Source organism: Halomonas sp. AOP12-B1-6 (assembly GCF_052379225.1).
Taxonomy (GTDB): Bacteria; Pseudomonadota; Gammaproteobacteria; order Pseudomonadales; family Halomonadaceae; genus Vreelandella; species Vreelandella casei.
Genome location: NZ_JBQSYK010000002.1, coordinates 526,306 through 549,834 on the forward strand (window position 1 = coordinate 526,306; position 23,529 = coordinate 549,834).

19 protein-coding genes and 1 pseudogene are annotated in these 23,529 nt (G+C 50.0%); 12 read left to right on the plus strand and 8 right to left on the minus strand.

The window, feature by feature from the left end; genetic code table 11:
- Positions 1-109 precede the first annotated feature (109 nt).
- The 3 genes from ACT3TR_RS07710 to ACT3TR_RS07720 all read left to right on the plus strand — a co-directional run bounded on the left by ACT3TR_RS07710 (position 110) and on the right by ACT3TR_RS07720 (position 4,321).
- Positions 110-1,024: an AraC family transcriptional regulator gene (locus tag ACT3TR_RS07710; protein ID WP_192535841.1), complete on the plus strand. Its 915-nt coding sequence runs from the start codon at positions 110-112 to the stop codon at positions 1,022-1,024.
- Positions 1,025-1,195: 171 nt separating this feature from the next.
- The gene (locus ACT3TR_RS07715) at positions 1,196-3,316 is read left to right on the plus strand and encodes a TonB-dependent siderophore receptor (RefSeq protein ID WP_192535842.1); all 2,121 of its coding nucleotides are present in this window, start codon (positions 1,196-1,198) and stop codon (positions 3,314-3,316) included.
- A 129-nt stretch (positions 3,317-3,445) separates the two neighbouring features.
- Complete coding sequence (locus ACT3TR_RS07720) at positions 3,446-4,321, plus strand: ABC transporter substrate-binding protein (RefSeq protein WP_192535843.1); 876 nt, start codon at positions 3,446-3,448, stop codon at positions 4,319-4,321.
- Between the two features lie 17 nt (positions 4,322-4,338).
- Here ACT3TR_RS07720 and ACT3TR_RS07725 read toward each other — a convergent pair whose 3' ends face one another.
- Positions 4,339-6,402 carry a TonB-dependent siderophore receptor gene (locus ACT3TR_RS07725; RefSeq protein ID WP_192535844.1) on the minus strand — a complete coding sequence of 688 codons (2,064 nt, stop codon included), beginning with the start codon at positions 6,400-6,402 and terminating at the stop codon, positions 4,339-4,341.
- A 196-nt stretch (positions 6,403-6,598) separates the two neighbouring features.
- On the opposite strand from ACT3TR_RS07725, the pseudogene ACT3TR_RS07730 reads away from it, so the two are divergent.
- The 3 genes and pseudogenes from ACT3TR_RS07730 to ACT3TR_RS07740 all read left to right on the plus strand — a co-directional run.
- Positions 6,599-7,447, plus strand: a pseudogene (locus tag ACT3TR_RS07730) (YifB family Mg chelatase-like AAA ATPase); the annotation flags it as partial.
- A gap of 87 nt (positions 7,448-7,534) precedes the next feature.
- On the plus strand, positions 7,535-9,319 hold the full coding sequence (locus tag ACT3TR_RS07735) for a hypothetical protein (RefSeq protein WP_096277126.1): 1,785 nt from the start codon (positions 7,535-7,537) through the stop codon (positions 9,317-9,319).
- Positions 9,320-9,431: 112 nt separating this feature from the next.
- Positions 9,432-9,719, plus strand: a complete 288-nt coding sequence (locus tag ACT3TR_RS07740; RefSeq protein WP_096277124.1) for a hypothetical protein — start codon at positions 9,432-9,434, stop codon at positions 9,717-9,719.
- Between the two features lie 103 nt (positions 9,720-9,822).
- Here the strand turns inward: ACT3TR_RS07740 and ACT3TR_RS07745 are convergent, their stop codons facing one another.
- Both ACT3TR_RS07745 and ACT3TR_RS07750 read right to left on the minus strand, forming a co-directional pair.
- Positions 9,823-10,959, minus strand: a complete 1,137-nt coding sequence (locus ACT3TR_RS07745) for a hypothetical protein (RefSeq protein WP_192526916.1) — start codon at positions 10,957-10,959, stop codon at positions 9,823-9,825.
- A gap of 38 nt (positions 10,960-10,997) precedes the next feature.
- The gene (locus tag ACT3TR_RS07750) at positions 10,998-11,996 is read right to left on the minus strand and encodes a DNA-processing protein DprA (RefSeq protein WP_086961193.1); all 999 of its coding nucleotides are present in this window, start codon (positions 11,994-11,996) and stop codon (positions 10,998-11,000) included.
- A gap of 231 nt (positions 11,997-12,227) precedes the next feature.
- Between ACT3TR_RS07750 and ACT3TR_RS07755 the strand changes: the two genes are divergently transcribed.
- The gene (locus ACT3TR_RS07755) at positions 12,228-13,220 is read left to right on the plus strand and encodes an IS30 family transposase (protein ID WP_096277122.1); all 993 of its coding nucleotides are present in this window, start codon (positions 12,228-12,230) and stop codon (positions 13,218-13,220) included.
- Between the two features lie 313 nt (positions 13,221-13,533).
- On the opposite strand, the gene ACT3TR_RS07760 is transcribed toward ACT3TR_RS07755, so the two are convergent.
- The gene (locus ACT3TR_RS07760; RefSeq protein ID WP_086961195.1) at positions 13,534-13,863 is read right to left on the minus strand and encodes a hypothetical protein; all 330 of its coding nucleotides are present in this window, start codon (positions 13,861-13,863) and stop codon (positions 13,534-13,536) included.
- Positions 13,864-14,158: 295 nt separating this feature from the next.
- Here ACT3TR_RS07760 and ACT3TR_RS07765 point away from each other — a divergent pair, with 295 nt between their 5' ends.
- Genes ACT3TR_RS07765 through ACT3TR_RS07775 form a run of 3 tightly spaced genes read left to right on the plus strand, consistent with a single transcriptional unit; the run spans position 14,159 to position 16,571 of the window.
- Positions 14,159-14,653 (plus strand): toll/interleukin-1 receptor domain-containing protein, encoded by a 495-nt coding sequence (locus ACT3TR_RS07765; protein ID WP_096277120.1) that lies wholly within the window; start codon positions 14,159-14,161, stop codon positions 14,651-14,653.
- A 34-nt stretch (positions 14,654-14,687) separates the two neighbouring features.
- Positions 14,688-16,118, plus strand: coding sequence for an SIR2 family protein (locus ACT3TR_RS07770; RefSeq protein WP_192526915.1), 1,431 nt, complete (start codon positions 14,688-14,690; stop codon positions 16,116-16,118).
- A 9-nt stretch (positions 16,119-16,127) separates the two neighbouring features.
- Positions 16,128-16,571: a TIR domain-containing protein gene (locus tag ACT3TR_RS07775; protein WP_096277114.1), complete on the plus strand. Its 444-nt coding sequence runs from the start codon at positions 16,128-16,130 to the stop codon at positions 16,569-16,571.
- 467 nt (positions 16,572-17,038) lie between these two features.
- Here the strand turns inward: ACT3TR_RS07775 and ACT3TR_RS07780 are convergent, their stop codons facing one another.
- Positions 17,039-18,313: a Y-family DNA polymerase gene (locus ACT3TR_RS07780; protein ID WP_096277112.1), complete on the minus strand. Its 1,275-nt coding sequence runs from the start codon at positions 18,311-18,313 to the stop codon at positions 17,039-17,041.
- Positions 18,310-18,759, minus strand: coding sequence for a LexA family protein (locus ACT3TR_RS07785; protein WP_225734540.1), 450 nt, complete (start codon positions 18,757-18,759; stop codon positions 18,310-18,312). Before ACT3TR_RS07785 ends, ACT3TR_RS07780 begins: the two co-directional genes overlap by 4 nt.
- Positions 18,760-19,186: 427 nt before the next feature.
- On the opposite strand from ACT3TR_RS07785, the gene ACT3TR_RS07790 reads away from it, so the two are divergent.
- A complete protein-coding gene (locus ACT3TR_RS07790) occupies positions 19,187-19,843 on the plus strand; it encodes an SOS response-associated peptidase (RefSeq protein WP_096277108.1) in 657 nt (218 codons plus the stop codon).
- 444 nt (positions 19,844-20,287) lie between these two features.
- On the opposite strand, the gene ACT3TR_RS07795 is transcribed toward ACT3TR_RS07790, so the two are convergent.
- A protein-coding gene (locus ACT3TR_RS07795; RefSeq protein WP_233926273.1) for an IS3 family transposase occupies positions 20,288-21,858 on the minus strand; the annotation gives its coding sequence in 2 pieces (ribosomal slippage) (positions 20,288-21,405 and positions 21,405-21,858; 1,572 coding nt in all).
- On the opposite strand from ACT3TR_RS07795, the gene ACT3TR_RS07800 reads away from it, so the two are divergent.
- Entirely contained in the window at positions 21,852-22,232 is a 381-nt protein-coding gene (locus tag ACT3TR_RS07800; RefSeq protein ID WP_226938656.1) for a hypothetical protein, read from the plus strand. The two genes, ACT3TR_RS07795 and ACT3TR_RS07800, sit on opposite strands and share 7 nt — an antisense overlap.
- Positions 22,233-22,523: 291 nt before the next feature.
- Here ACT3TR_RS07800 and ACT3TR_RS07805 read toward each other — a convergent pair whose 3' ends face one another.
- Entirely contained in the window at positions 22,524-23,510 is a 987-nt protein-coding gene (locus ACT3TR_RS07805; protein ID WP_225734538.1) for a LysR family transcriptional regulator, read from the minus strand.
- Positions 23,511-23,529 lie beyond the last annotated feature (19 nt).

Sequence of the window (23,529 nt, forward strand, 5' to 3'; positions counted from 1 at the left end):
TAATGAGAACATTTATCATTGCGTTTTAGGCTGCCAATGATTACGATCACCGCCAATAACGATCTGTTCTCTGGATACTTCATGCAACGCTCCCTCATTGTAAGCACCGATGCCAACTCTCACATCGTTAACCCCGGCCACGCTTAGCCAGCTGGGGCATAAATTCGGCATCGACTACTTACACCCTGGGGAGGCGTCTGACTGCCCGCTTGCACACGGCAGCGTCAGCGATTTATCGCTGCCTCCTGCGCTGCACCTCACACTGTCGGATCTTGAGGTTCGTCATCGCTATCTCTCGCGCTCAACTCAGTCCGTGCCATGGTTTGTGTGTGTGGTTATGGATGGCCGTATTAATATCAGTCAAGGCCAGACGCAATTCACTATCGGTGCTGGCCAAGGGCTGTGCGCGCATTTCACCCCGCAGGCACCGCTGATTGTCGAACAGCCCGCTCAGGTGCGGCTGCGCACGCTAAATATTGCCGTTCTGGCAACCGCTCCTTATGCGCTACCCAGCGCACATGAGCCACAGCTGCGCACCTGGACACTGCCACCGGCGCTCTTTACACAGCTACTTGCCACAAGCGAACATCCGCTGGACGACTGGCGCCAGTCGCTGCTTTGGCATGGCCTTTCGCTACAGCTACTTGGCTATGGACTACCCACGCCGTCCCTCTTCAGCTTCCCACTGCCCCCCGGTCTTAAAGCGCGCGAGAACGAGCGACTCGCCCAGCTGCATGAAACCCTGTGCAACCACCCGATGGCCGAGTACTCACTTAAAGCGCTTGCGCGCAGCATGGCCATGAGCCAGAGCAGCCTGCGCCAAAAATTTCGCGACCGATACGGCTGCACCATCTTTGATCATTTACGCCGATGCCGCCTTCAAGAGGCCTATCGCCAATTAGAAAACGATCACAGCGTCCAACAGGTCGCCCACGCCTGCGGGTATTGCCACGCCACTAACTTTGCGACCGCCTTCAAGCGGCAGTTTGGTATCGCCCCAACGGCGGTCATTAGCCGCTGCTAATGGTTTACCTTGCCCGCAATGGGTCTCTTTGCTCAGCAAGTTCCTTCGCGACCCGCGTTTTTGTCATATCCAATAGCTTCTTTGTCATCGCGCATACCTTTCTCTAGCGATTAAGCGCAATAATTCTCATTAACATATTAGTTAATGGCTTCCTCTTTTAGGTATACCTACATGCTCTTCGCGCCTCATCGCTTCTCAAACGCTCCATTGTTCTTACGCTCCCCGCTAAGTGCCGCAATTATTGCCGTACTCGGCATCACATCCGCGAGTGCACAAGGGGCAACGCCGCTGGGCACAGTTACCATCACGGCACAGCAAGCCGCGACGAAGATAGAAACGCCGTTTATTGAGACGCCGCAAAGCGTTTCCACGATTACCCGTGAGCAAATGGATAATCGCGGGGTAAGCACGGTGCAGCGGGCCACAGACTACACGCCTGGCGTGTACTCCAACCAAGTGGGCGCCTCCAATCGCTTTGACTACCTTGTGCTACGCGGCTTTTCTGACGGCAGTTTAAGCAATACGTTTTTAGACGGCTTAAAAGTCATGGGAGATGCCAACTCGCATAGCAGTATGCGCATCGACCCGTGGTTTTTGGAAAGTATTGAGGTGGTGCGCGGCCCCGCATCGGTACTTTACGGGCGCGCCTCACCCGGCGGCGTGGTGGCCTTGAACAGCAAACGGCCCGAATTTGAACAAGGCGGTGAGCTGCGCTTTAGAGTGGGTAATAACAACCAGCGCAGCGCAGCGTTTGATGTCACCGGACCTATTGGCGCTGAGCAACGCGTAGCATTCCGCTTAACCGGTATTGCCAGCGCTGCTGATACTCAATTTGGTCCAACGGAAGAACAGCGCTACGCTATTGCGCCTCGACTAACCTGGGACATCACCGACGATACTAGCCTGACTGTCGAAGCCTACCTTCAGGACGAACCCGAAGGCGGCTACCACTCTGGCGTTCCTTATGAGGGCTCAGTGGTGCCGCGCAACGGGAGTAAAATCAGCAACAACTTCTTTGACGGCGAAGCAGACTACGATGCCTACGAGCGTACTCAGCGAATGGTCGGCTACTCGCTGGAACACCGCTTCAACGATCAAGTGACGGGCCGCCAGATGTTGCGCTATCTCAACTCTGACGTCGTGCTTAACCAAGCCTATGGCTTTGGCTGGACCTCACCGACCTCCAACGAATTGAATCGCTATTACTCCGGCAGTAACGAGTCCCTTGAAGCGGTGACGGTTGATAACCAGCTGGAAGCGCGCCTCAGCAGCGGTGTTGTCGATCACACACTGCTCTTCGGGGTCGATTATCAGCAGCGCGAAAATGACGTTTCATGGCCATCCGGCGCATTCCCTTCCCTGAATGCGTTCGAGCCAATCTACGGTAGCGACCCGCTCGCGTTTTACGACCCGATTCGTGAGCAGCATAAGATCGAACAAACCGGGGTTTATTTACAGGATCAGATCGCCGTGGATAACTGGCGTTTCACGCTGGGCGGGCGCTACGACTGGGTTAGCATTGATAACACCAACCTCGATACCGACGATACGAGTTCACTCAGTGACACGCAGTTTAGCGGCCGTGCCGGCGCCGTTTATCTATTCGATAATGGCGTGGCCCCTTATTTGAGTTACTCCACTGCGTTCACGCCGACCAGTTTCGTCGATGAAAGCGGCAATTTACTCTCTCCCATGGAAGGCGAGCAGTGGGAAACCGGGGTGAAATACCAGCCCAACGGTAGCGCCAACCAGTACAGCGCGGCCATTTTCCATATCACTCAGGAAAACGTAGCCACTAAAGAGCAGCCGAGCGACCCTTACCGCGCCGTGGGTGAAATTGAATCCCAGGGGCTTGAGCTGGAGGCACAAACGCAGCTCACCGATACGCTCTCGCTTCAGGCAGGCTATAGCTTCACCGACATCACCTACGCTAAAAGCGACGACGGCAACCAGGGTAACAACGCAATTTACTCACCTCGCCATCAAGTCCAGGCATGGGCTCACTATGAAGCCAATGACGGCTGGCTAAATGGCGTCGATATGGGCGTTGGCGTGCGCCATTACGCAGACATCGCCGCCGACCGTGCCAACACTGAAACGGTGCCAGACTATACGCTAGTCGATGCCACCATCGGTTACGACCTAAGCCACGTAGGCGTTCCGGGCGTCGAAACACGCTTAAACATTAGTAACGTGTTGGATAAAGATTACGTCGCCTCGTGCAACTCGCTTGATTACTGCTACTTCGGCGCTGAGCGCGGTGTGACGGCTAGCGTTCACTATCGTTTCTAAGCCTCCCTATACACAACCACTCGCCCAGGCCAATGCGCCTGGGCGTTGCTGTTTCTGAATTAGATTTGCAAACAATAAACATTATCTTTTAAATATATCGCTTATATTTCCGGATGGCCTTACCACCTCATGCGCCACACCACCCTGCTCGTTTTATGTGCTCGCTGCGGACTGTTCGCCTTATGCTTGCTGGCCGTTTCTACCGCGCATGCCCAGGTTGCCACGGTGGACTGGACCATTGCCGAAACGCTGCTGGCGATCGATGCACCTGTCAGCAGCATCGCCCAGCAGGCTGACTACCACGCCTGGGTTGGCGAACCTCGCATTCCGGAAAGTGCTACCGATATGGGTTTGCGCACGCAGCCTAATCTGGAGCTTTTGTCCCAGTTCCCCCCCGAGCAGCTGCTGATTTCCCCCATGTTCACGAGCTTAGCGCCGCGCTTGGAGAAAATCGTACCGGTGACATCGCTGGCGCTCTATTCACCCGGCGCGGATACCTGGCAGGAAATGCAGGCGCTGACCCGCGAGCTGGGCGAAATAACCGACCGCGAAGCGGCAGCAGAGCAGTTGATCAATGACACTCGAACGCTGATGGCATCGCTACGCCAAGCACAGCCAGATACCGCACCGCTGTTGATGGTGCAGTTCATGGATGCGCGTCACGTGCGTGTCTTTGGGAAAAGCAGCTTGTACAACGCCGTGCTTGAGCAGCTAGCGCTGCCTAATGCATGGGAGCAAACGACCAATGCTTGGGGATTTTCACTGGTGGGGGTCGAAGCGCTGGCGCTCTATCCCGAGGCAACCATCGTGATCATCGATCCCTTACCCGCGGGAGTAGAGGCAGAGCTTGCTAGCAGCGGCCTGTGGCAAAAGCTGCCTAACGTCAAAAACGTTAACCTGCTGCGCCTGCCACCGGTATGGAGCTTTGGAGCGCTGCCATCTGCACAGCGCTTTGCACGAGAACTGACCGCCGCGTTGGAAGAATCTCATCGCAGCGATCAGTAGCTCACGCGTTAAACGGCTTACCAGCGGTAGCTAACGCTGCCGATGACGCTGCGCGATTCACCGTAGTAGCACCAGAATTCGCAGCTCGCAACGTACTCTTTATCGGTCAGGTTATTGACGTTAATCTGGGCCTGCCAGCCATCGGCAAACTCGTAGCCAACCATGGCATCCACTAGCGTGTAGCTGCTCACATCGCTAATGCTATTATCCGCATCGACGCTACTGCCTACGTAGCGCACGCCGCCGCCCAGCGTTATGCCATCGAGCGCCCCCCCGGTCACTGCATAGTCCAGCCAGGTGGATGCTTGATGGCGTGGAATTAAGCTGGCACGACGATCATCTTCCAAGCGCGAATCGTTATAGGTGTACGCAGCGGTGACCTTAAGGTCATCCGTTACGTAGCCCACCCCTTCCAGCTCAAAGCCTTGGGACGTACGCTCGCCTTCCTGCACCTGAAAACCTGCCGGCGAGTTGACTAGCGTGTTGCTTTCTTGGAGATCAAAAACCGCCGCGGTGATATAGCCGTCCCAGCTAAACGGTGCGACCTTCACACCCACTTCCCACTGCCGGCCTTCGCGCGGCTCGTAGAGATCGCCGCTGCTATCGACGCGGCCTACCGGGTCAAACGACTCGGTATAGCTGACGTAAGGGTTAATGCCATTTTCACCCAGATACATCGCACCACCCGACCAAGATACCTGATCATCATCTGAGCGCTGCGTGGTATCGGCAGTTACGTTGCGATTTTCCGTTTCTGCCTGGTCATAGCGAACGCCGCCTAGCAGCACCCACCGGTCGTCTAGCCGCAGTTGGTTTTGCGCATAAAAACCGGTTTGCTCTTTGTCGATCTCACGGGTGATCAGATCATTCTGGCCAATGGGCGTGAAATTGCCGTACGTCGGATTAAAAATATCGATCGGCTCACCGAAGGCGAAGTTATCTGCTTCCTGACCCTTTAAGGCGAGGTTTTGATAATCAACGCCTAGCAGCAAAGTATTCTCGGTGCGATCAGTATACCAGGTGCCCACAACGCGGTTGTCGACCGTCCAGCTGTCGATGTTGCCATCACGATAAACATGCCCGCGGGAAGCACGCCGGTCATCTACCATCGAGAGTACATAGGTGCTGCGTAGATCTAAATCGAGCTCGCTGTAGCGCAAATCTTGCTCAAACGCCCAGGTATCATTAAGGCTATGCCTCAATTCATAGCCTAGCCCCCACTGGGTGCGTTTATCCTGATCGTAGCCCGGCTCGCTTAAATTAGTTTGTGGGTCAACGCGGCCAAAAGGCGTGTTTTGCACGGTGCCGTAAGGCAGTTTAAAGCCGTTAACGGGAACACCGTCGTCTTTTTGCACGCTGGCCAAAAACGTCACGGTCGTGTCTTCGCTAACGTCCACCGCTAGGCTCGGTGCAAAGTAGTAACGCTCGTTGTCCGTCGCATTTACATCGCCATCGCGCTCCTTATACAGGCCCACCATGCGGTAACGTACGTTGTCAGACTCCCCCAGCGGCCCGCTGGTATCAATACCAATTTGACGATGGTTACGATTACCCAGCTGTAAATTCACCTGCCCCTGCGGCGTTTGCGTTGGGCGCTTGCTCACCGCGTTAATCAGCCCGCCGGGAGGTGCTTCGCCGTATAGAATTGACGAAGGCCCTTTAAAGACGTCAATTCGCTCCAGGCCAAACGGCTCAGGCAGCCACTGGTAAAAGCCCTCGCGATAGATGCGCAAGCCATCTTGATACGTCGATTGATCAAAGCCACGCACCTTGAGCCAGTCAGTGTTGTTATCACTGCCGTAATGGCCCGCTAACACACCTGCACGGTAGCGAAAGGTTTCATCTAACTGCTGCACGTTACGCGTGTCTAGCTCTTCGCGGTCAACGCTAGAGACAGGGCGAGGCGTTTCCACCAGCGGCGCATCTACTTTTAACGCCGTGCCTACCACGACCATCGTGCCATTGTTAGCCGTGCCATCCTGGGCGCTAGCGGTAGAACATAATAAAGTCGCGGTGATTGGAATCAACGCAGCAGCAATCGAGCACGCCAAAGGACGGCGTATAAACGGCACAGCAGGCATAGTCGGCAACTCATTATGAAGTTAGAGGAAAGCAGCAATGTCAGTATAGTAAAGATCATGATAATCGTTGTTATTTGTATTAATCATATCGCCTTGACCGGCCCGCTATCAACATCCTCTTAAATACGGTAGTTTAACGCTTAGAGTAAAGTTTGCTTAGAAAGCACTAAGGTTCAGATATTAGCGAGGAAAGGCGATGACGCTAGCCATTGTGGCCACGCGCGCAGGCGTGGGCTTAGACGCACCAGCGGTGCATGTTGAAGTGCACCTGGCTAACGGCTTGCCGGGCCTAACGCTGGTGGGCTTGCCGGAAACCGCCGTAAAAGAGAGCCGCGAACGGGTACGCAGTGCGCTAGTCAATGCGGGCTTTGATTTCCCGAATACTCGACGTATCACGCTAAACCTCGCCCCTGCTGATCTGCCCAAAGAGGGTGGCCGCTTCGATCTTCCTATCGCTTTAGGCATTCTCGCTGCCTCTGGGCAAATACCGGTGGAAGCGTTAGAAGGCATGGAGTGCGCTGGTGAGTTAGCGCTGGATGGAAAATTACGTGCCGTACCAGGGATACTACCGTTTGCGCTGGCCACCCGGCGGGCAAAAAAAGCGCTAATTGTGCCCCGCGACTGCGCCGATGAAGCCGCGCTAGCAGGCGATCTACCGGTATTGCCCGCCGATACGCTTTGGCAGGTCGTCGCTCACCTGCTTGATCAGGAGAAGATTCCACCGCATAGGCTCAGCGCCTCGGTGAAAGAGGCGGCAACGGTGGATGACCTTGCCGATGTGCGCGGCCAGCAGCAGGCGCGACGCGCGTTAGAAATTGCCGCGGCTGGCGGCCACAACCTACTCTTTGCCGGCCCTCCGGGCACGGGCAAAACCATGCTGGCCAGCCGCTTACCGGGCATTTTGCCGCCGCTTTCTGAAGAAGACGCGCTAGAAGTCGCCGCCGTGCGTTCGGTCTGCGGCCTGCCCTTAGAAGCTGATTGGGGTAAAAGACCGTTTCGTCAGCCCCATCACAGTGCCAGCGCCGCGGCGCTGGTCGGGGGCGGCTGTGAATTACATTAATAAAAACGACTAAACAAAAAACTGCACGACTGGCATACTGCACTTAAGAAAAAAATAGGTGCTAATATTTGCATGGCTAGTCGAAATCTAATCACTAATTTTGAAGAATTTCCTCACGATGGTCGCCACTGGATGATACGGTGGGTAGATGGGTACCAATCGCATGAGGGACGAACATCAACCCCCTCTGTTGGCGTCAAGCTTTGTCCAGTAAGCTCGAACCCAAACAAACAAGAAATCTGCAAGCCTGCCAGCCTGAGTGAAGAGATCCTGGTACGCGCACATACGGGAATAGTTCCAGAGCTTGTTTTAGGTACCATATACAAAAATGGGCGCCTAATTGGTCGCGCTAATGCTCAAACTATTAATATTAATGCAGATTTAACAGATAACAGTTCTAGAATTGTTAAAGCAAACGATATCATGCCTGAAAGGCCAAGTTGGTGGAAAGATGAATTCCCATACCGTTGGATAGGGCAGTCAGAATACAATCTTGGAAAAGACTTTTCTAACAGCTACTGCGTTGTAATTCAGCAAGCACAAAGTACCTATATAATCCCTTGCCACGAAGTTTTTAGGGCCCTCATGGCACCCTCTTCTGAGTTCGCACTAGCATTAACAACGGGGCCATGGGCAACAACTAGGGAAAGAATTGTTAATATACAAAAAACTGGAACAATTTCCGATGACGAATGGTTGGTAATTTTAAGAAAGAGAATTAAGGATAAGTTTGCTGATAATGCAGCGAATCTCACTATTTCTGAACATGGCATTCAAGCAGCTAATGCTATTTATGCTAATGCCTTAAGGGCTACTGGTGAGTCTTATATATATGCAGGCATTCCTTTTCTAGTTAACAATTTTAAATTTTCTGTACGTGCAGTTCAAATACAATCAGAACCTAACAAATATCTTTGCTTGGAGATAATCTCAGCAACGTGGCCTTTTAGTAACTTGACAATCCACCATGGTCGCGACAATAGTGGCGAGACAGGCAAAGACACTATAGATTCAGATAAAGATAAGCCTTGGCCAAATGGCAGTCAGAACAACAGCAGCCCAAATGATGATTTAGCGATTTCTTCTAAAGAAGATCCTGCAGCGAATTCTGGGCTTGATGAAATCAGCTCTTTAGGGGTTGCTTGGAAAAACAAACCAGAATTAAAAAAAATTGAAAAAGAGGTTAGTTATAAATACCTTACAGGAAAAGTAACGCCTATTGAAAATCAATTTTTCAAGTATGGCACTTCTGGATTACCGACGCATGGAAATACAGAAACAAAGGAGGTTTCTGCGGAACAGGTCGGCCAAACAAACATGCCTTATAGGTTTTTGCAGTTAAAGAAAATGTTGAATCTGCTTCGCAATAAAAAAATAATAAGTAATCTTTTCTGCTATCAGCCACAAGAAGGCGGTCTGTTTAGAGATAACATTCTGACTTGGCCATTACCCAAAAGAGTTATAGACGAGTATCAAAAAAAACACAGAAGGGACAAATGGACCACGTTAACACTTTCAAAACATAGAAGCGTTTTAGTTTATCATTTTGACTACAGCGGAAGTAGAGTATTTCTTCTTGAAATTGAATGTAGAGAAAATGAGGGTGGGTACTGTGCGTTACTGCTTGAGATAACAGAAGAAAACCATCAAGCGACTATCAAAAAAGTTATAAACCACATAGCATTTTTCCGTGGAAATTTAAAAGGAGCTGAAAGTAAAATTCGAGCTTCTTCGGGTGTTTTAGATATGAAAACATGGGTACACGCATATAATAAAAAGCAAGATAGCAGTTCATCTATAAAGCCACTTAACCATGTAAGCTTCACCAAAGCTTTAAGAACGCTCACAGGCGAATAAAGACTAAAGTAATTTAAAATATATAAGCTAGGTGAAACGTACCGAAAGACGTCATCCAGAGGGCGGTTTTTGTAAGAGGCTACTTTAGCAGCCCTTCCGAAAGCCGCAATTCATGCTAAACAGCATTGCCCTCTTGCACCTTCAAACAATCCTGCCAGATTCACTATGCGACGATTTGGTCAGCCTCTGCGTGCCAGAAGAGACAGATATCCAGCGAAGCTATGTGGGATGCATCGACTCAACACGAATCGCCAAACAGGCACTACAGAGCGGGCGAGGAGTACTAGATCTTGTACGCGAAGAAGGGCTTTTAGACGACGCTACGCTGAGTGAAATTCAGCGTCCCGCGAACATGATTGCTTCGAGACAAGCAACACGAGTTACGCCGGTCAGCGGGTAACTTCCTTGTTTCGATAAGAGTAAGTGACCTGCCTAGATTTAAACCTTCAAGTGGCAGGTCACAGTAAGGTTATAATTACTTTACAAAAAAGTTAATGACCTATCTAGCCCAACAAGCCCTTAAGCGCTTCTTGTGCAGCATTATTTTCGTGCCCCACAAAAAAAGGATTATCTTTTATAACAGCGTTTTTCGCTAGATTGAGTGGTTGGAATGGATCTGAGGTAATATCAATCTGATAGTCCCTCAGAGATCTACCAAACTTACCCAGTGCAATGCATGTGACAGAATTAGCGCCTGCTTTACGCAAAAGTGCGGCGGCTACACCGAAAGACACCCCATGAGTAGTACAGTCATCTACCACTATGACATTACGCCCGGTGAGGTTACCGCGATATTTAGGGTTTAAATGAATAGTTTCTATCTGTTCGGTGGGATCAAGTCGATCTGTTCTTGAACCAGCTGACGACCGCTTAGTTGATGGTTTATGACGCACAAACAAGGGCTCTCCCTTTCTCGCCATACGAACTTTTGATACAGTTGTCCTTAAGCGATGCGTAAAATCGCTGAGTACCTCGCTATCACTGTTATCGCTAGCTGACGAAGGAAACACTCCCCAAAAAAGCTTTGGAAACGAGTCAACACCCTGAGTTAGCAGAGATCTCGCAACCATTGCAAGTAAGGCATTCAATCGAGGCCCCCCTTGTTTTATAGTACTAGTTAGATGCGCGCGAAATTGTTTTTGATCAAAGTCTTTTCCGAAAGTAGATAGATCTGAAAGAGCATGTACAGAATACGAAGCGCCTTGGCCATTGAACCACCACTTGCCATCCCACTCCGAAGTTAATCGAAGGGTTTCCTTAAGAGAACGTGCACAATCCACTTGAATACCGAGCTCAGACACTCTTGGGTCATTTGACCAACCGGCTGCAACCATAACCGCTTTACCATTCTTACCCATGGCAATGTCAGCTTGCGATCCAACTAGCACTAAGACATCTTGCGGCGCGATTTTTAGCTTTTCGGCAGTTCTTTTAATAATCCCTCCATTTTGCCGTCCTAGCTCTTGCTTAAATATTACACCGGTTTCGGCAAATAACTCATCAAACCAACCCGGTTTGGCGTTATTTGAGACAATCCCAACCTTATGATTATTTTGAGCTGCTTCTATCAAAACCTGTGCAATAGAGGGATCGGGGTCACCATTAATTAGCAGCGCACTGGGAGAGGTTACTATCAACATAGGCTTCTTTTCATATTGTTAAAGTGACTAGGAACTACCTAAATTTCTAAATTCTGTTGCACTGGTTCGGTCGCGATATCTTCTGATTGCTCGGAATCCACTTGCAATGAGGAGGTATCCAAATCCAGTAGCGCTATAAGCTGCTCGGTTTCTCTAGGTATCTCAAACGATGTTGCGCCACGTGCACGCTCCGAAAAAACCATTTCTGGTCGGGCTTTTGCTGTTCCTGGCAGGAATATATTGACCACTTTTCTTTGGTATTTTGAAGCATATTCAACAGTGTGAGCTGTGCCGCTCTTTATTTTCCATTCAACTGGAATAACAAACTCAGAAAGGCCTGCCTGGATTCGATTTCGCCTCACAAAGTTCTCACCAGAATAAGATTGATGTGGCAGGTATTCTGTTATGACTGCCCCGCCATTCATCAAAATTTTCTCACGGATCTCTTGAGAGCCTTTGGGGTAATCAAGGAATATTCCATTTCCTAAAACCGCCACTGTGGGCAAGCCATACCTGAGAGACTCCTGATGAGCAACTTGGTCGATGCCAAAAGCGAGGCCAGATACTACCGTTCTCTCTGAATGTGCAAGTGTTGCGACAACGTAGCGAGCCAAGAACTCACCATCCTTTGAAGGCTTACGAGTGCCCACAACAGCAATTGGACGATTATAAAGGGTTCGAATATCCCCTTGGATAAATAGCCAGCGCGGCCCATCTTCAATTTCTTTAAGCCTGCCTGGGAACTCCTCCTGATCCCGAAAGACTAGCCGTGCTCTATATTTGGCCAGTTCCCTGGCTAGCTGAAGGCCAGCCTCCCAGACTCTATGCTGCCACTCTTCAGGACTTTCACCGTCCAGCAAAAGTGATACCTTCAGCTCTTTTTCAAGAACAGAAATCGGTGAATTTTTGAGAAAGTCTTTGAACCCTTTCCCGGGCAACATCAGACGAAATAGCGTCCAGTACCCAACACCTTTGATAGTCGATAGCGCAAGAAAAGCTACGACTTCATTACGCCAAAAATTGGCACCACGATCCATGCCTTACATTCCCAGTTAGCCGCTTTTTTCGTTATCCATAGTAGAGACTACTTGAATTCGGGTTCGCGCAGAAGAACCTGCCTACGCCAGTCGTACCTTTCACGTCACTTTTTCTTATTAAGCACGTACCCTGGATTCATAGAATAAGCGCAGCACTTTGGACCACAAGGTAGAGGCAGGAGGGCCAGCGCCGGTACCCTCTCTGCCTTACCTACCAAAGTGAAGCAGAGCATGGGATACCGACAACTGACCCAGATCCAACGATACCAAATTTTTGCCTATCTTGAGACCGGCATTAGCCAGCGAAAGATAGCTAAGGCCATTGGTGTCCATAGCAGCACCATTAGTCGCGAGATAAAGCGCAACGGTCTGACCAGTGGTTATGCGCCTGAACAGGCTCAATCGGCAAGTGATCAGCGCCGACGCACTGCCTGGAAAGTGACGAAGCGGCTGCCCAGCCTGATTCGCTGGGTCACTGACCAATTGATGGACGAATGGAGCCCTCAGCAAATCAGTGGCTTCATGGCCAATGCCAACGGGGCCTGCGTAAGCCATCAATGGATCTATGCGTTAATCTGGGACGACAAGAAGCACGGTGGAACATTATGGAAACGGCTCCGACTGCCACGCCAGCGGCGCTACCAGCGCCAATTGGCTAAGCGGGCGGGGTTAGGCAAAATCCCGCACCGAGTAGGCATTGAGCAGCGCCCTGCCAAGGTGGAAGAACGGCGCCATATCGGACATTGGGAAGGCGACACGGTGCTTAAGGGCCACAAAGAATCTGGACTGGTGACCCTGGTCGAAAGACGCAGTGGCTACCTCTTGGCAGCGCGGCTGCCAACAATCACCGCCACTAGAACGGCTCAGGCAATGACGCGGTTATTGGCACCACGCCGAGGGGCAGTGCACACCATCACTTTGGATAATGGGTCGGAATTCGCTGAGCACCGGAAAGTTGCCAAGGCCGTCTCGGCTAAGACCTATTTTTGCGACCCGTACCGCTCATGCCAGCGTGGTACTAATGAAAACACCAATGGTCTGATTAGGCAGTATTTTCCTAAAGGTACTGACTTCCGCAAAGTGACCAATGCCGAGCTACGAAGTGTCGTCAATAAGCTAAACGATAGACCAAGAAAGCGGCTGGGATACCGAACCCCAGCCCAGGTGTTCTTAGGTGAATACTCAGGAGCACTAGAAACCGCAGGTGCTGCACTTATTAGTTGAATCCAGGACTGAAGGTCATTCCACTGCAATTTAGAACTTTTGTATTCTTGGCAATGCCAGTAATGACCCTAGCCCATAAGCCCCCATGGGTGACAGATATTAGCAATATTGTTAAATGACGAAGGCAGCTTCATGCCTACAACAATACGGCCTAGTTAGTTCATGTTACCCAGGCCAAGAAGGCGCATCCGGTAGTGACAATGGCCTTTGATCAAGGCCCGCCCTGACTCTTTTTTACGACACATCTTGCTCAAAAATGTCCAACAGCCTCGCGCTAAAAGCGCTTTATTGGCCACTTCAGAGCAGATCATGATTAGAGTTTGCTTCCGACGTCGTCACGAAAATAATCCTCTGATGCAACTAGGCCAAATGTGCTGTTCGGCTCGTTAGCCTCTATCCCAACCTCCTCACTGAATAAATTTTGTATACGTCGCTCCTGTTTTAGGTACGCAACTGTGCCAAAAAAGCAACTCTCACAGAGATGTAGTTCGTAGCGCTCGCCATCGTGCTTAGCCCCGTATCCCCAATGAGCTTGGAGCGTCGCAAATTCAAGCCCAACATTCGCTACCCGAGTGGAGCATAGGCATACATCGCACATCACATCGGTGACGGAATCGATTTCCACCTTTTCAATAATTTTCATTTTGATTCTCCTACATTATTCAATCATCTATCTCCCAGGCCCAATAATCTGAAGAATTGAATGATCCGGTTACACCATTGGCTGCCACTAGATCATGATGGAACCCCAATGAGGGTGGTAGTCGCTATTTCGTACAGCACCCGGTTAGGCCTAACAGGATTCACTAAGCCTTTCATCGCCGCCTATTACGCTGAACGCTTCCGCTATCAGAATACGCTCAGAAACGGCTTGCGAATGAATGAAAATAATGACACTTTCCCTTGAAACACTAAGAAATAGTAGGGAATGGTAACGTATGGCAATTTACCAATATGAGCTCAGCAATGCTTCATTTCGTAAGCAACAACGGGTTTTTTCATCACCAAGCATCGGTCGACCGACTGCTTTCTTGAGCCATAGTCACAAAGATAACCAGCAAGCATTAGGCCTTCAGCAAATGCTCATTGAACAAGGGTGGGATATCTACATCGATTGGCAAGACCAAAAGATGCCGGAACGCCCTGATGCAGAAACCGCAAGGCGAATCAAGAATGCCATTGTGCATGCCAATTGGTTCCTTTTCCTGGCTACTGAGAACTCCATGTCATCACGATGGTGCCCTTGGGAGATTGGTTACGCTGATGGAAAGAAGAATCTCAATAACATCGTCATCGTTCCTACCGTCGACTCATCAGGTCGTCATCATGGCAATGAATATTTACAGCTTTATTCCCGTATCGACACCACACCAAACGGAGCATTAGCCCTATACGACCTTCAAGGGCACAGTCGTTGGCTGAGAAATATCTGATTATGCCTTACAAAAACCTGACGGGAAGCTCAGAATGAAACGTGATCAGTTACGGCTCGTTGACACCCTTTCAAAAGAGCTAGAAGAAGGAAATCTGGCTATTTTTGCGGGTGCAGGCTTTTCAAGAGCAGCAGGTTATGTCGACTGGAAGTCATTGCTCAAGCCAATAGCTGATGAGCTTGATTTAGACGTCGATAAAGAATGGGATCTAGTTACGTTGGCGCAATACCACACAAACGTCAATGCGACCAACCGAGCAAAACTCAATCAGCTACTGGTGACTGAGTTCTCAATGACGGCGGAGCCCACTGAAAACCACGCGATTCTGGCAAGGCTGCCTATTCCGACCTACTGGACAACCAATTATGATCGTTTGATCGAAACGGCGCTTGAAAAAAACGAAAAGATAGCTGACATCAAACATACCAATAAGCAATTGGCAACGACACGGCCGAAACGTGATGCAATTGTTTATAAGATGCATGGTGACATCGAGCATGCCGCTGACGCGGTGTTGACTCGCGATGACTATGAGCGTTACCACGTCAATATGCAGCCGTTCATTACAGCTTTAAGCGGTGACTTGGTTTCTAAAACCTTCCTCTTTCTCGGCTTCAGCTTCACCGACCCTAATCTAGAATATATTCTTAGCCGCGTCAGGATTCAGTTTACTCGAGATCAACGACAGCACTACTGCATCCTGAGAAGAGCTAGCAAGGGAGAGAATGAAGACCTTGCTGACTTCGAGTATCGCCAACGTAAGGAAGAGCTTTTCACAGGAGAGCTGCTCCGTGTAGGGATCAAAGCCGTTTATGTTGATGAGTTTTCTGAAATTACTGACATTCTGCGTGCCATCGAGCATCGCCACAAAAGAAATACAATCTTTATCTCTGGTGCTGCTCATGACTATAACCCGTGGTGCAAGGCTGAATCAGAGCAATTCGTTTATCATCTGAGCAGGGCCATTTGCAAAGAACAGTACCGAGTGATCTCAGGGTTTGGCCTCGGTATAGGTAGCGCAATCATCACTGGCGTGCTTGAACAAACTGTTATGAATGGTGGCCGTCTCGACAACGACCAGTTAATTCTTAGGCCCTTTCCACAAAGCAAGACTGGGGAAAGGCCTCTGAAGGAACTGTGGACAGAATATCGACGCAATATGCTCGCTCATGCAGGCGTTGCTATTTTTATGTTTGGCAATAAGCTGGAAAATGGCGAGTTAATCCTTTCTGACGGAATGCGTGAAGAATTCGATATCGCTGTAGCGAAAGGCGTTTTTGTAATTCCTGTAGGTATTACAGGCTCGATGTCGAAATTACTGTGGAATGAGGTTATGAAGTCTTATCAAGAATCTCAGCACGAGAATGGTAAAAAGATTACACCCTTGTTGGGTGAACTAGGCGATAAATCTACATCACTTGAACGCGCTCAAGAAGTCATCCTCCTCCTCTTACGGCTCATCTAAGGTGTCCCCATGGCTAGAAAGGTTTTCTTTAGTTTCCAGTACGACGACGTTCTGAGAGCGATGAATGTCCGTAACAGTAACGTGATCAATGCCAACCCTAAAGTTGGATTCATCGACAAAGCAGAGTTCGAGAAGTTAGAGCGCACAGGTGATAGCACGGTAAAAGCATGGATAGATGCCCAGCTTATCGGTACGACTGTGACAGTCGTACTTATAGGTGCCAATACTGATAAAAGTAAATGGGTAAAATACGAAATAGAGAAAAGTATCAAACGGGGCAACGGATTGTTGACTATAGATATTAGTAAAATCCCAGATTTCAATAAACAAACAAGTGACTTCTGCGGCATGAAGATCCAAGGATACAAGCACTACCGCTGGAATACAGATAATGGTCGTGAAAACCTTGGAGTATGGGTTGAAGAAGCCGCCAAGGCTGCTGGAAAACCTTGAGCGATATTTAAGCGACCACACCTTTGAGCTAATTAACGAAGATGAATTCTGATGCCCCGCCTGAAATCATACAGGCTACCAGGGGACCTATTCACCAAGCGATCCTGCGTTTGAACCCTTGTTTTAGCGGAAAAATGTCACGTGCTAACTGCTCGAATTATCCTGAATCGGATCAGGTGTCTTTGCCATCCATCAGAATAAGCTGAAGTACCACTGGCTTAGTTGCTGCCAATTGGGTTAGTGGCACACATATCGCCAATCGTTTTTAGTTTCATTGCATAACGGATTGTTGTAAGCCATTGCTTACAAACGCTGTGGTCAATCGCTTACATAAAAATGGCTTGATAAAGGCTAGGGTGAAAGTGTGACGCCCAGGATCGCCGCTTTAGCACGTCGAATGCGTCACAACAGGGATGTGATTATTGGTAGTGAAAAGAGGTAGGAGTGCCAGGGATGGCAGCTCTTTTCTAGGTTTTGGCCACTGCTAGCTCTTCCCAGCGTGTGGTGTAGCGTGGTGTACGGTGCTCGCAACGCAATTCCCAAGCATTCTGTTTGCGAGGCATGCCAATCCGGACGGTATTTTTTCCGTGTTCGCGATTGAGCTTATCGAGCGTGGCCATCAATTTTTCATTACGAGCACGTTTCTCGTCACTGATCGGTTCGGCGAGCAGCCCTAGTTGTTCATTGTCGTGATCGCACAAATCAATGAGCATAATCCCGCATTTTTGGTACCAGATGTCTTTTTTAAAAATTCTTTCTAGCCCTGCCATGGCAGCTTTGATGAGCTCGCGGCTATCATCGGTGGGGTGAGGTAGCGGTATTACTAACCGTTTACTGTAGCTCGGCAGATCTTGCCGAAAGCGATTGGTGTGAACAAACACCATCAATGCCTGCGCCAAGCCGTTTTGTCGTCGTAGCTTTTCACCAGCACGTGATGCGTGCACGCGTAGGGCTTCGTGCAGATCGGTTTTGTTCGTCGTGAGCCGGCCGAAGGAGCGGGACACCATGATCTGTTTTTTTGGTTGGCTCATGTCGTCGAGTGATATGCAGTTTTCGCCCCTCAACTCATAAACCAGACGTTCCATGACCACACTGAAATGGCGCCGCAAATGCTTAGAGCTGGCGGTGCGCAGCTGCCAAGCATTCTCTATGCCTAGAGTATGAAGCCGCGCTGCACTGCGACCTGCTACCCCCCATATCTCATTAACGGGTAGCTGCTCCAGGAATTCCCGGGTGTCGCTGCTGTTAGGGTCCATCATGGCCACGCCATTGAAAACACTTTCTTTTTTAGCGCGGTGATTGGCAATTTTTGCAAGCGTTTTGCTAGTGCTTAAGCCAACGCTAACCGGAATACCTGTATCTCGCTTAACTTGCTGTCGCATTAATTGGCATCGTTCTTCTAATGTGTCTGGTTCAAAGCCCTCAAACGATAGAAATGACTCATCAATGCTATATACATCCACGTGAGGCGTATGCTGTGAGAGAACATCAGTAACGCGGCTGCTCATATCACCGTAAAGCGCATAATTTGAGCTGAGCAATGTGCATTGTCGACGAATATGCGGATCAATCTGATGGGCAGGCATTCCCATTGCCACACCTAAGTTTTTGATTTCTTGCGAACGCGCGACCACGCAGCCGTCGTTATTCGACAAAACGCCGACAGCTTGGCCTTCCAACCTGGGAGCAAAGACTCGTTCGCAGGAGACATAGAAATTATTGCAGTCGACCAAGGCAATCATACGGTGAAACCGGGTGCTAGCGGTTGGATGCTATGGGTGGCCACACCCCAATTGTGACAATCATGCCCAGTGAGAGGGATGGGCTTAAACTCTGGGTTAGAGGCCACCAAATACGGCCGACTGCCCATGATGCTTAGCTTTTTACACGTCAGCTCGCCGTCCACGCTCATGATCACGATATGGCCTGGCTGAGGATTGATAGACCGGTCGACAATTAACAACGCATTATCTTTAATGCCATCGCCTTCCATGGAGGTGCCTTTGGCTCGCAGAAAGAACGTTGCACTAGGGTGCTTAATCAAATGGGCAATAAGATCTAATTCGACCTCGACATAATCGTCTGCGGGACTCGGGAAACCAGCGCGGACTTCGCCACCCGCTAAAGGCAGCCTTAGCGGTCGAGCCATGGTGTCGACGCGTCCAAGAATGGTGAAATGCATACTCATGCCATGCTCCCCATCGCTCGCCATGTGCCTGGTAGATGCACCTCAATGTTTTCAAGCGGTGCGAGTAGCGCGTCTTGTTCAGTCCCCCAAACCGCCAACAACTGCGTACCTTCCTCTCTCAAATCATCCCGTTGAAGAGGAAATCCTCCAACGATAACTGGAAGAGTACGGGGACTACTGAATGGCCGTTGCATAGACCGTGGGTAAGTTTTCTTGCTCATAAGCGCCTCCCTATATAGCTGTTAATATATACAGTATTAAGGGCTGACAATAAGCGATCAGCCTAGTGAATCGCAAGCACTCTTCTTCATTCGTTGGTCTTATCGTGTTGGCAAGCCCACCTTATTTTGACGGTGGTTAGATGAGGGCACCGCGATTTTGGTGCGTAGGCTGACTTGGATGGCCAATTCTCGTCTATCCTGCAGCTATGTGCGGACGATTTGCTTTATTCACCCCGATACCTGAGCTGACCAAAAAGGTCGGTGCGGTTATGTCTGAGCGCGACATTCGACCGCGCTACAATGTGGCGCCGGGTACCTGGATCGCGAGCATACGGCAGGCGTCTGAGGACTCTGCTCCCACGCTTGAAGAGGTGTGGTGGGGATTTCGCCCATCGTGGGCCAAAGGGAAAGGCACGCAACCCATAAATGCGCGAGTTGAAACCGTTGCGACTAATAACTTTTTCAAATCGGCATTTGCTAAACACCGGTGCCTCGTACTCGCTGACGGATGGTACGAATGGATCAAGAACACGCCCCCTAAGCAGCCTCATTATCTGTGCCGAAGGGATCGAGAGCCCCTATACTTCGCCGCTATCTACGCAGAACGGGATGATGGAGGTCTAGGATGTGCCATTCTCACCGAGCCAGCTCGAGGCAGTGCTGCCGATGTGCATGACAGGATGCCGTTAATTTTGGACGACGACAGTCTTGAACACTGGCTTGCTACTGACCTGACGGATAAAGAGACAATCCGCAGCATGGTGCGGCATATCGATGCGGGACTAGTTGAACATTGGCCGGTTAGCACGGCTGTTAACAAACCTTCCGAGGGACAAGGTGATGAGCTGATCAATCCTCTCTAGCGTTTCTGATCTTGAGATTGATAGTTTTCCAGCGCTTTTATCTATCCGCTAGGTTGTAGCCATAGGAAGGAAGAACAAATTCAAAGTGAGGAGCCAACAAAGCTATCTCACTGGTAGGTTGAACACCGTAAGGTGGTTAGACGTTATCCATCATCGGCCGCTTATGCATGGCTAGCCTCAAGTACCACGACGATCACTTCCGCGACGGCTAACTTATTAGTATAGCCCCCAGGATAATGGACCAGAGTACATACCCAAAATAAGGGTGCCTAAGATTATGACCACGCCAACTAGTTTGCGCGAAGCTGAGATGGAAGCAAGAGCGCGTCGAGCCGTGATGGAAAGCGGCGATTGGTTAACTGTCGATGAGATATTGCAGTTGCCAGGCGTCCGCTCACGTGGTGATAGCGGTGATTTTCAACCCAGTTGTCCAAATGGCTGCACTTAAGCAGCCTTTTTATTACGCTCGATTTCCTGCACTTTCCCTGGGTTAAGCGACACTGAACCAGTGACCTCCCAGTTTCGGGTGCTGCCCGACCAGCGTTTCGGATAGCGACGCTTAGCGCTTTCATAAACCGCTTTACGACGTTCAAGGCGTTTTCGATCAACGCCACGATGCCGGTCAGCTGGCGTGACATATTGGATGCCACTGTGAAGGTGCTGTTCGTTGTAAGCCCGCTCGAACACCAACATCCATTCTCGTACCGCGCTCAGCGATGTAAAGCCCTTGGTGGGCCATGCTGGGCAGTATTTGACGGTACGGAACAGCGCTTCCGAGTAAGGGTTGTCGTTGCTTACTCTCGGTCGACTGTAAGACATCAACATCCCTAGTTCGGTTAACCTCGCTTTGAGCGTATAGGACGTCATCGGCGCGCCATTATCCGAGTGCAACACCGGCGGCTGATGCCAGCATTTCTCACGCAATAATGCACGCTCCATCAGCTGTTTAGCCAAGTCGCCCGATTCCGTCTCATGAACTTCCCAGGCAATGATTTTGCGGCTGTAGATATCCATGATCAGGTAGAGATACCAGTGCTGGCCTCGTACAACGGAGGCGCAATAGCTAATATCCCAGCTCCAAACCTGGTTCGGCCCTGTCGCCGTAAAACTGGTCGGCGCGGGTACTGTGCGGCGTGCTTTCGTACGGCCACGATGATGCTGCTGGTGATGCTTTTTCAAGACCCGATAAAACGACGATTCGGAGGCCAGATAGACGCCGTTGTCTGCCAGTAAGGGCACGATTTGAGACGGCGGCAAGCTCTGATACTCGGGACGATGACACGTGTTCAAAATGGTCTGCTTTTCCTCATGCGTCAGCTGATGCGGCTGCCTCCCTTGTGCCGCCTGTGGACGCTGATCCTCAACAACAGTGCCACACTCAGATCGCCAACGCTTTAGTGTGCGCTCGCTTACATCGATAATATCGGCTGCTTGATAGCGGGAAGCGCCCCCCATAACCGCTTCGTCAAATAGCGCGATAAGCCTTGCACGTTCGTCGAGCGGCGTTAGTCGTCCTCGCCGCTGTCGGGATCTTCGCTGTACAAGGCGTCGAGCTTTTTTGAGAGCACCAGTAACGACGTCGTCTCTGCCACTACCTTGTCTTTGCGTCGCACTTCCGCTTTGAGTTGCTTGATGGTCTTACGGTCTTCTTTACGTTGCTTTTGCGCCGCTTTTTCCTGATCTTCTTGCCGACCAGCGCCTTCGAGGCAAGCCGCTTTCCACTGTTGAATTTGCTCGGGATAAAGGCCTTTTTCGCGGCAGTAAGCGCCAAGCTCCGCCTCTGACAGGGTGGCGGTTTCGATGACCACGGCGAGCTTGGCGTCGGGCGACCATTCGCTGTCGCCTTGGGTGTAACCCGGCACAGGCACTCCTTTTACTCGACACTGTTTTAGCCAACTATACAGCGTCGCGTCAGAGATGCCTTCCTCTGTTGCTACCGATGCCACACTGTGATTATGGGGTGGTAACAACTTCTTCAGGACGGCTGCTTTACGCTCTGCAGAATAACGTGGCACAAGGACTCCATGCCGCTCCCTCTGGATTAGATTTAGGCGATATCACCAACCGGACAACAAGGCTGACAAAGGGGGATAGTGTTCATCCTGCTCAGTGGAAACAACAAGGTGATATTTTTACTATCAATGACCACGGCACCGATTACTACCCAGCGTTTGGGCTTGAGAAGGATGCTGGCTACCGACCGTATCGCGTCATGTCGAAAATCATCGACATCTTCAAAGAGGATAAAGACGGATGGGGAATGGCCTTTTGGTTTCAGTCGATAAACAGCTATCTTGGCGGGCTAAGGCCCCAGGATCTGATAGCTACAGACCCTGATCTCGTTATTGATGCCGCTCTAGATGAGGTGCGAGGAGTCACACATGGATAGTGAGTAGACCAATATGGGGTAGTGGCAATAACAATCGACACGCTTCAAACGAGCAAAAAAGATAATCAGAGCTCCCCCTAAAGGTGACTTAAGTTATTATGAAGAGCTATCCGTGGAAAGGGGCTATGTCATGTGCAATGGGTCGCCCGCTATACCCCCATAGGGCCATGCCTTTACCGGCGTTGATGTTAGTCTGAATATGCTCACGTGGGTTTAATAACCATTATTTGCGAGGCTACTCATGTCAGCATCAGCCATTTCGCCTCAAAAGCATAGGAATAATGGGCGCGACTACCTGATAGCAGAGGTAATCCATGCTTCACTAAAAGCCTGAGAAATTTGACTCCCCATCATGTATGAGTGACGCCAAAAGCAACCTAATTCACGCTCTGCCGATAAAGCGGGAGGAAGCTCCATCACTGCTAAATGATCCGGTAAATGTACATCTCTTACCCAGCCATACGGCAATAATGCATGACCATAACCTGCGGCAACTAAAGCCATTCGATGCTCAACACCAAGGCCATATGTACGAGTCAAGCCGGAGCTTAATAATTTACTTAAGCCTTCAGTAATTAGCGATGGAACAAAATCATCCTCGCTAAGTGGTAGTAATCCAGGCTCACAGAGCATAAGAGGATGGAGTTCAGGCTGAAGTTTATCGGCTCGCACTAGTAAGACAAAGTGTTCCTTGAATAAGCTTGTATATGCCATCCCCTCAGGAACCGACTGTGCTGCACTAATTAGCAAATCAATTTCACGGTTCTGTAAACGCCGTAACAGACCTTGATGCTTGCCACTAACCAACTCGACTTTAGTTTTACCTGAACGGTGAGCACAAATCTGGATAATCCGTAACAAGTTATCCGGTGCCAGTGAGGAAATCACTCCAATACGTAAGGTTTGCCCAAAGGGAAGAGCTAAGCCATCATCACGTAACCCCTCAAGCCGAGTCACGCCTTCTAAAATTACGGCGATTAAGTCTAAAACTTCCTTTCCAAAGGCAGTGGGTGTTATTTTACTCCCCCTTTCAAAAATGGGCTGTCCGAGAATTTCCTCTACTTTTTTTACTTGATAAGACAAGCCCGAGGTCGAAATACCCATGTCTATGGCCGCATAACGAAAACTACGTTTCATTGCGACGGCCTCAACTAAAAGCAAGTCACGCACAGACACTGCTGCTAGCTTGTTCGAAATTACTTCACGCACCGTCATAAACATTTCGATTCCAATTGATGAAACACTGGCTATAATATTTTTAATCAAAATGATAGTCAATCTCATTCTTAATTGGAGA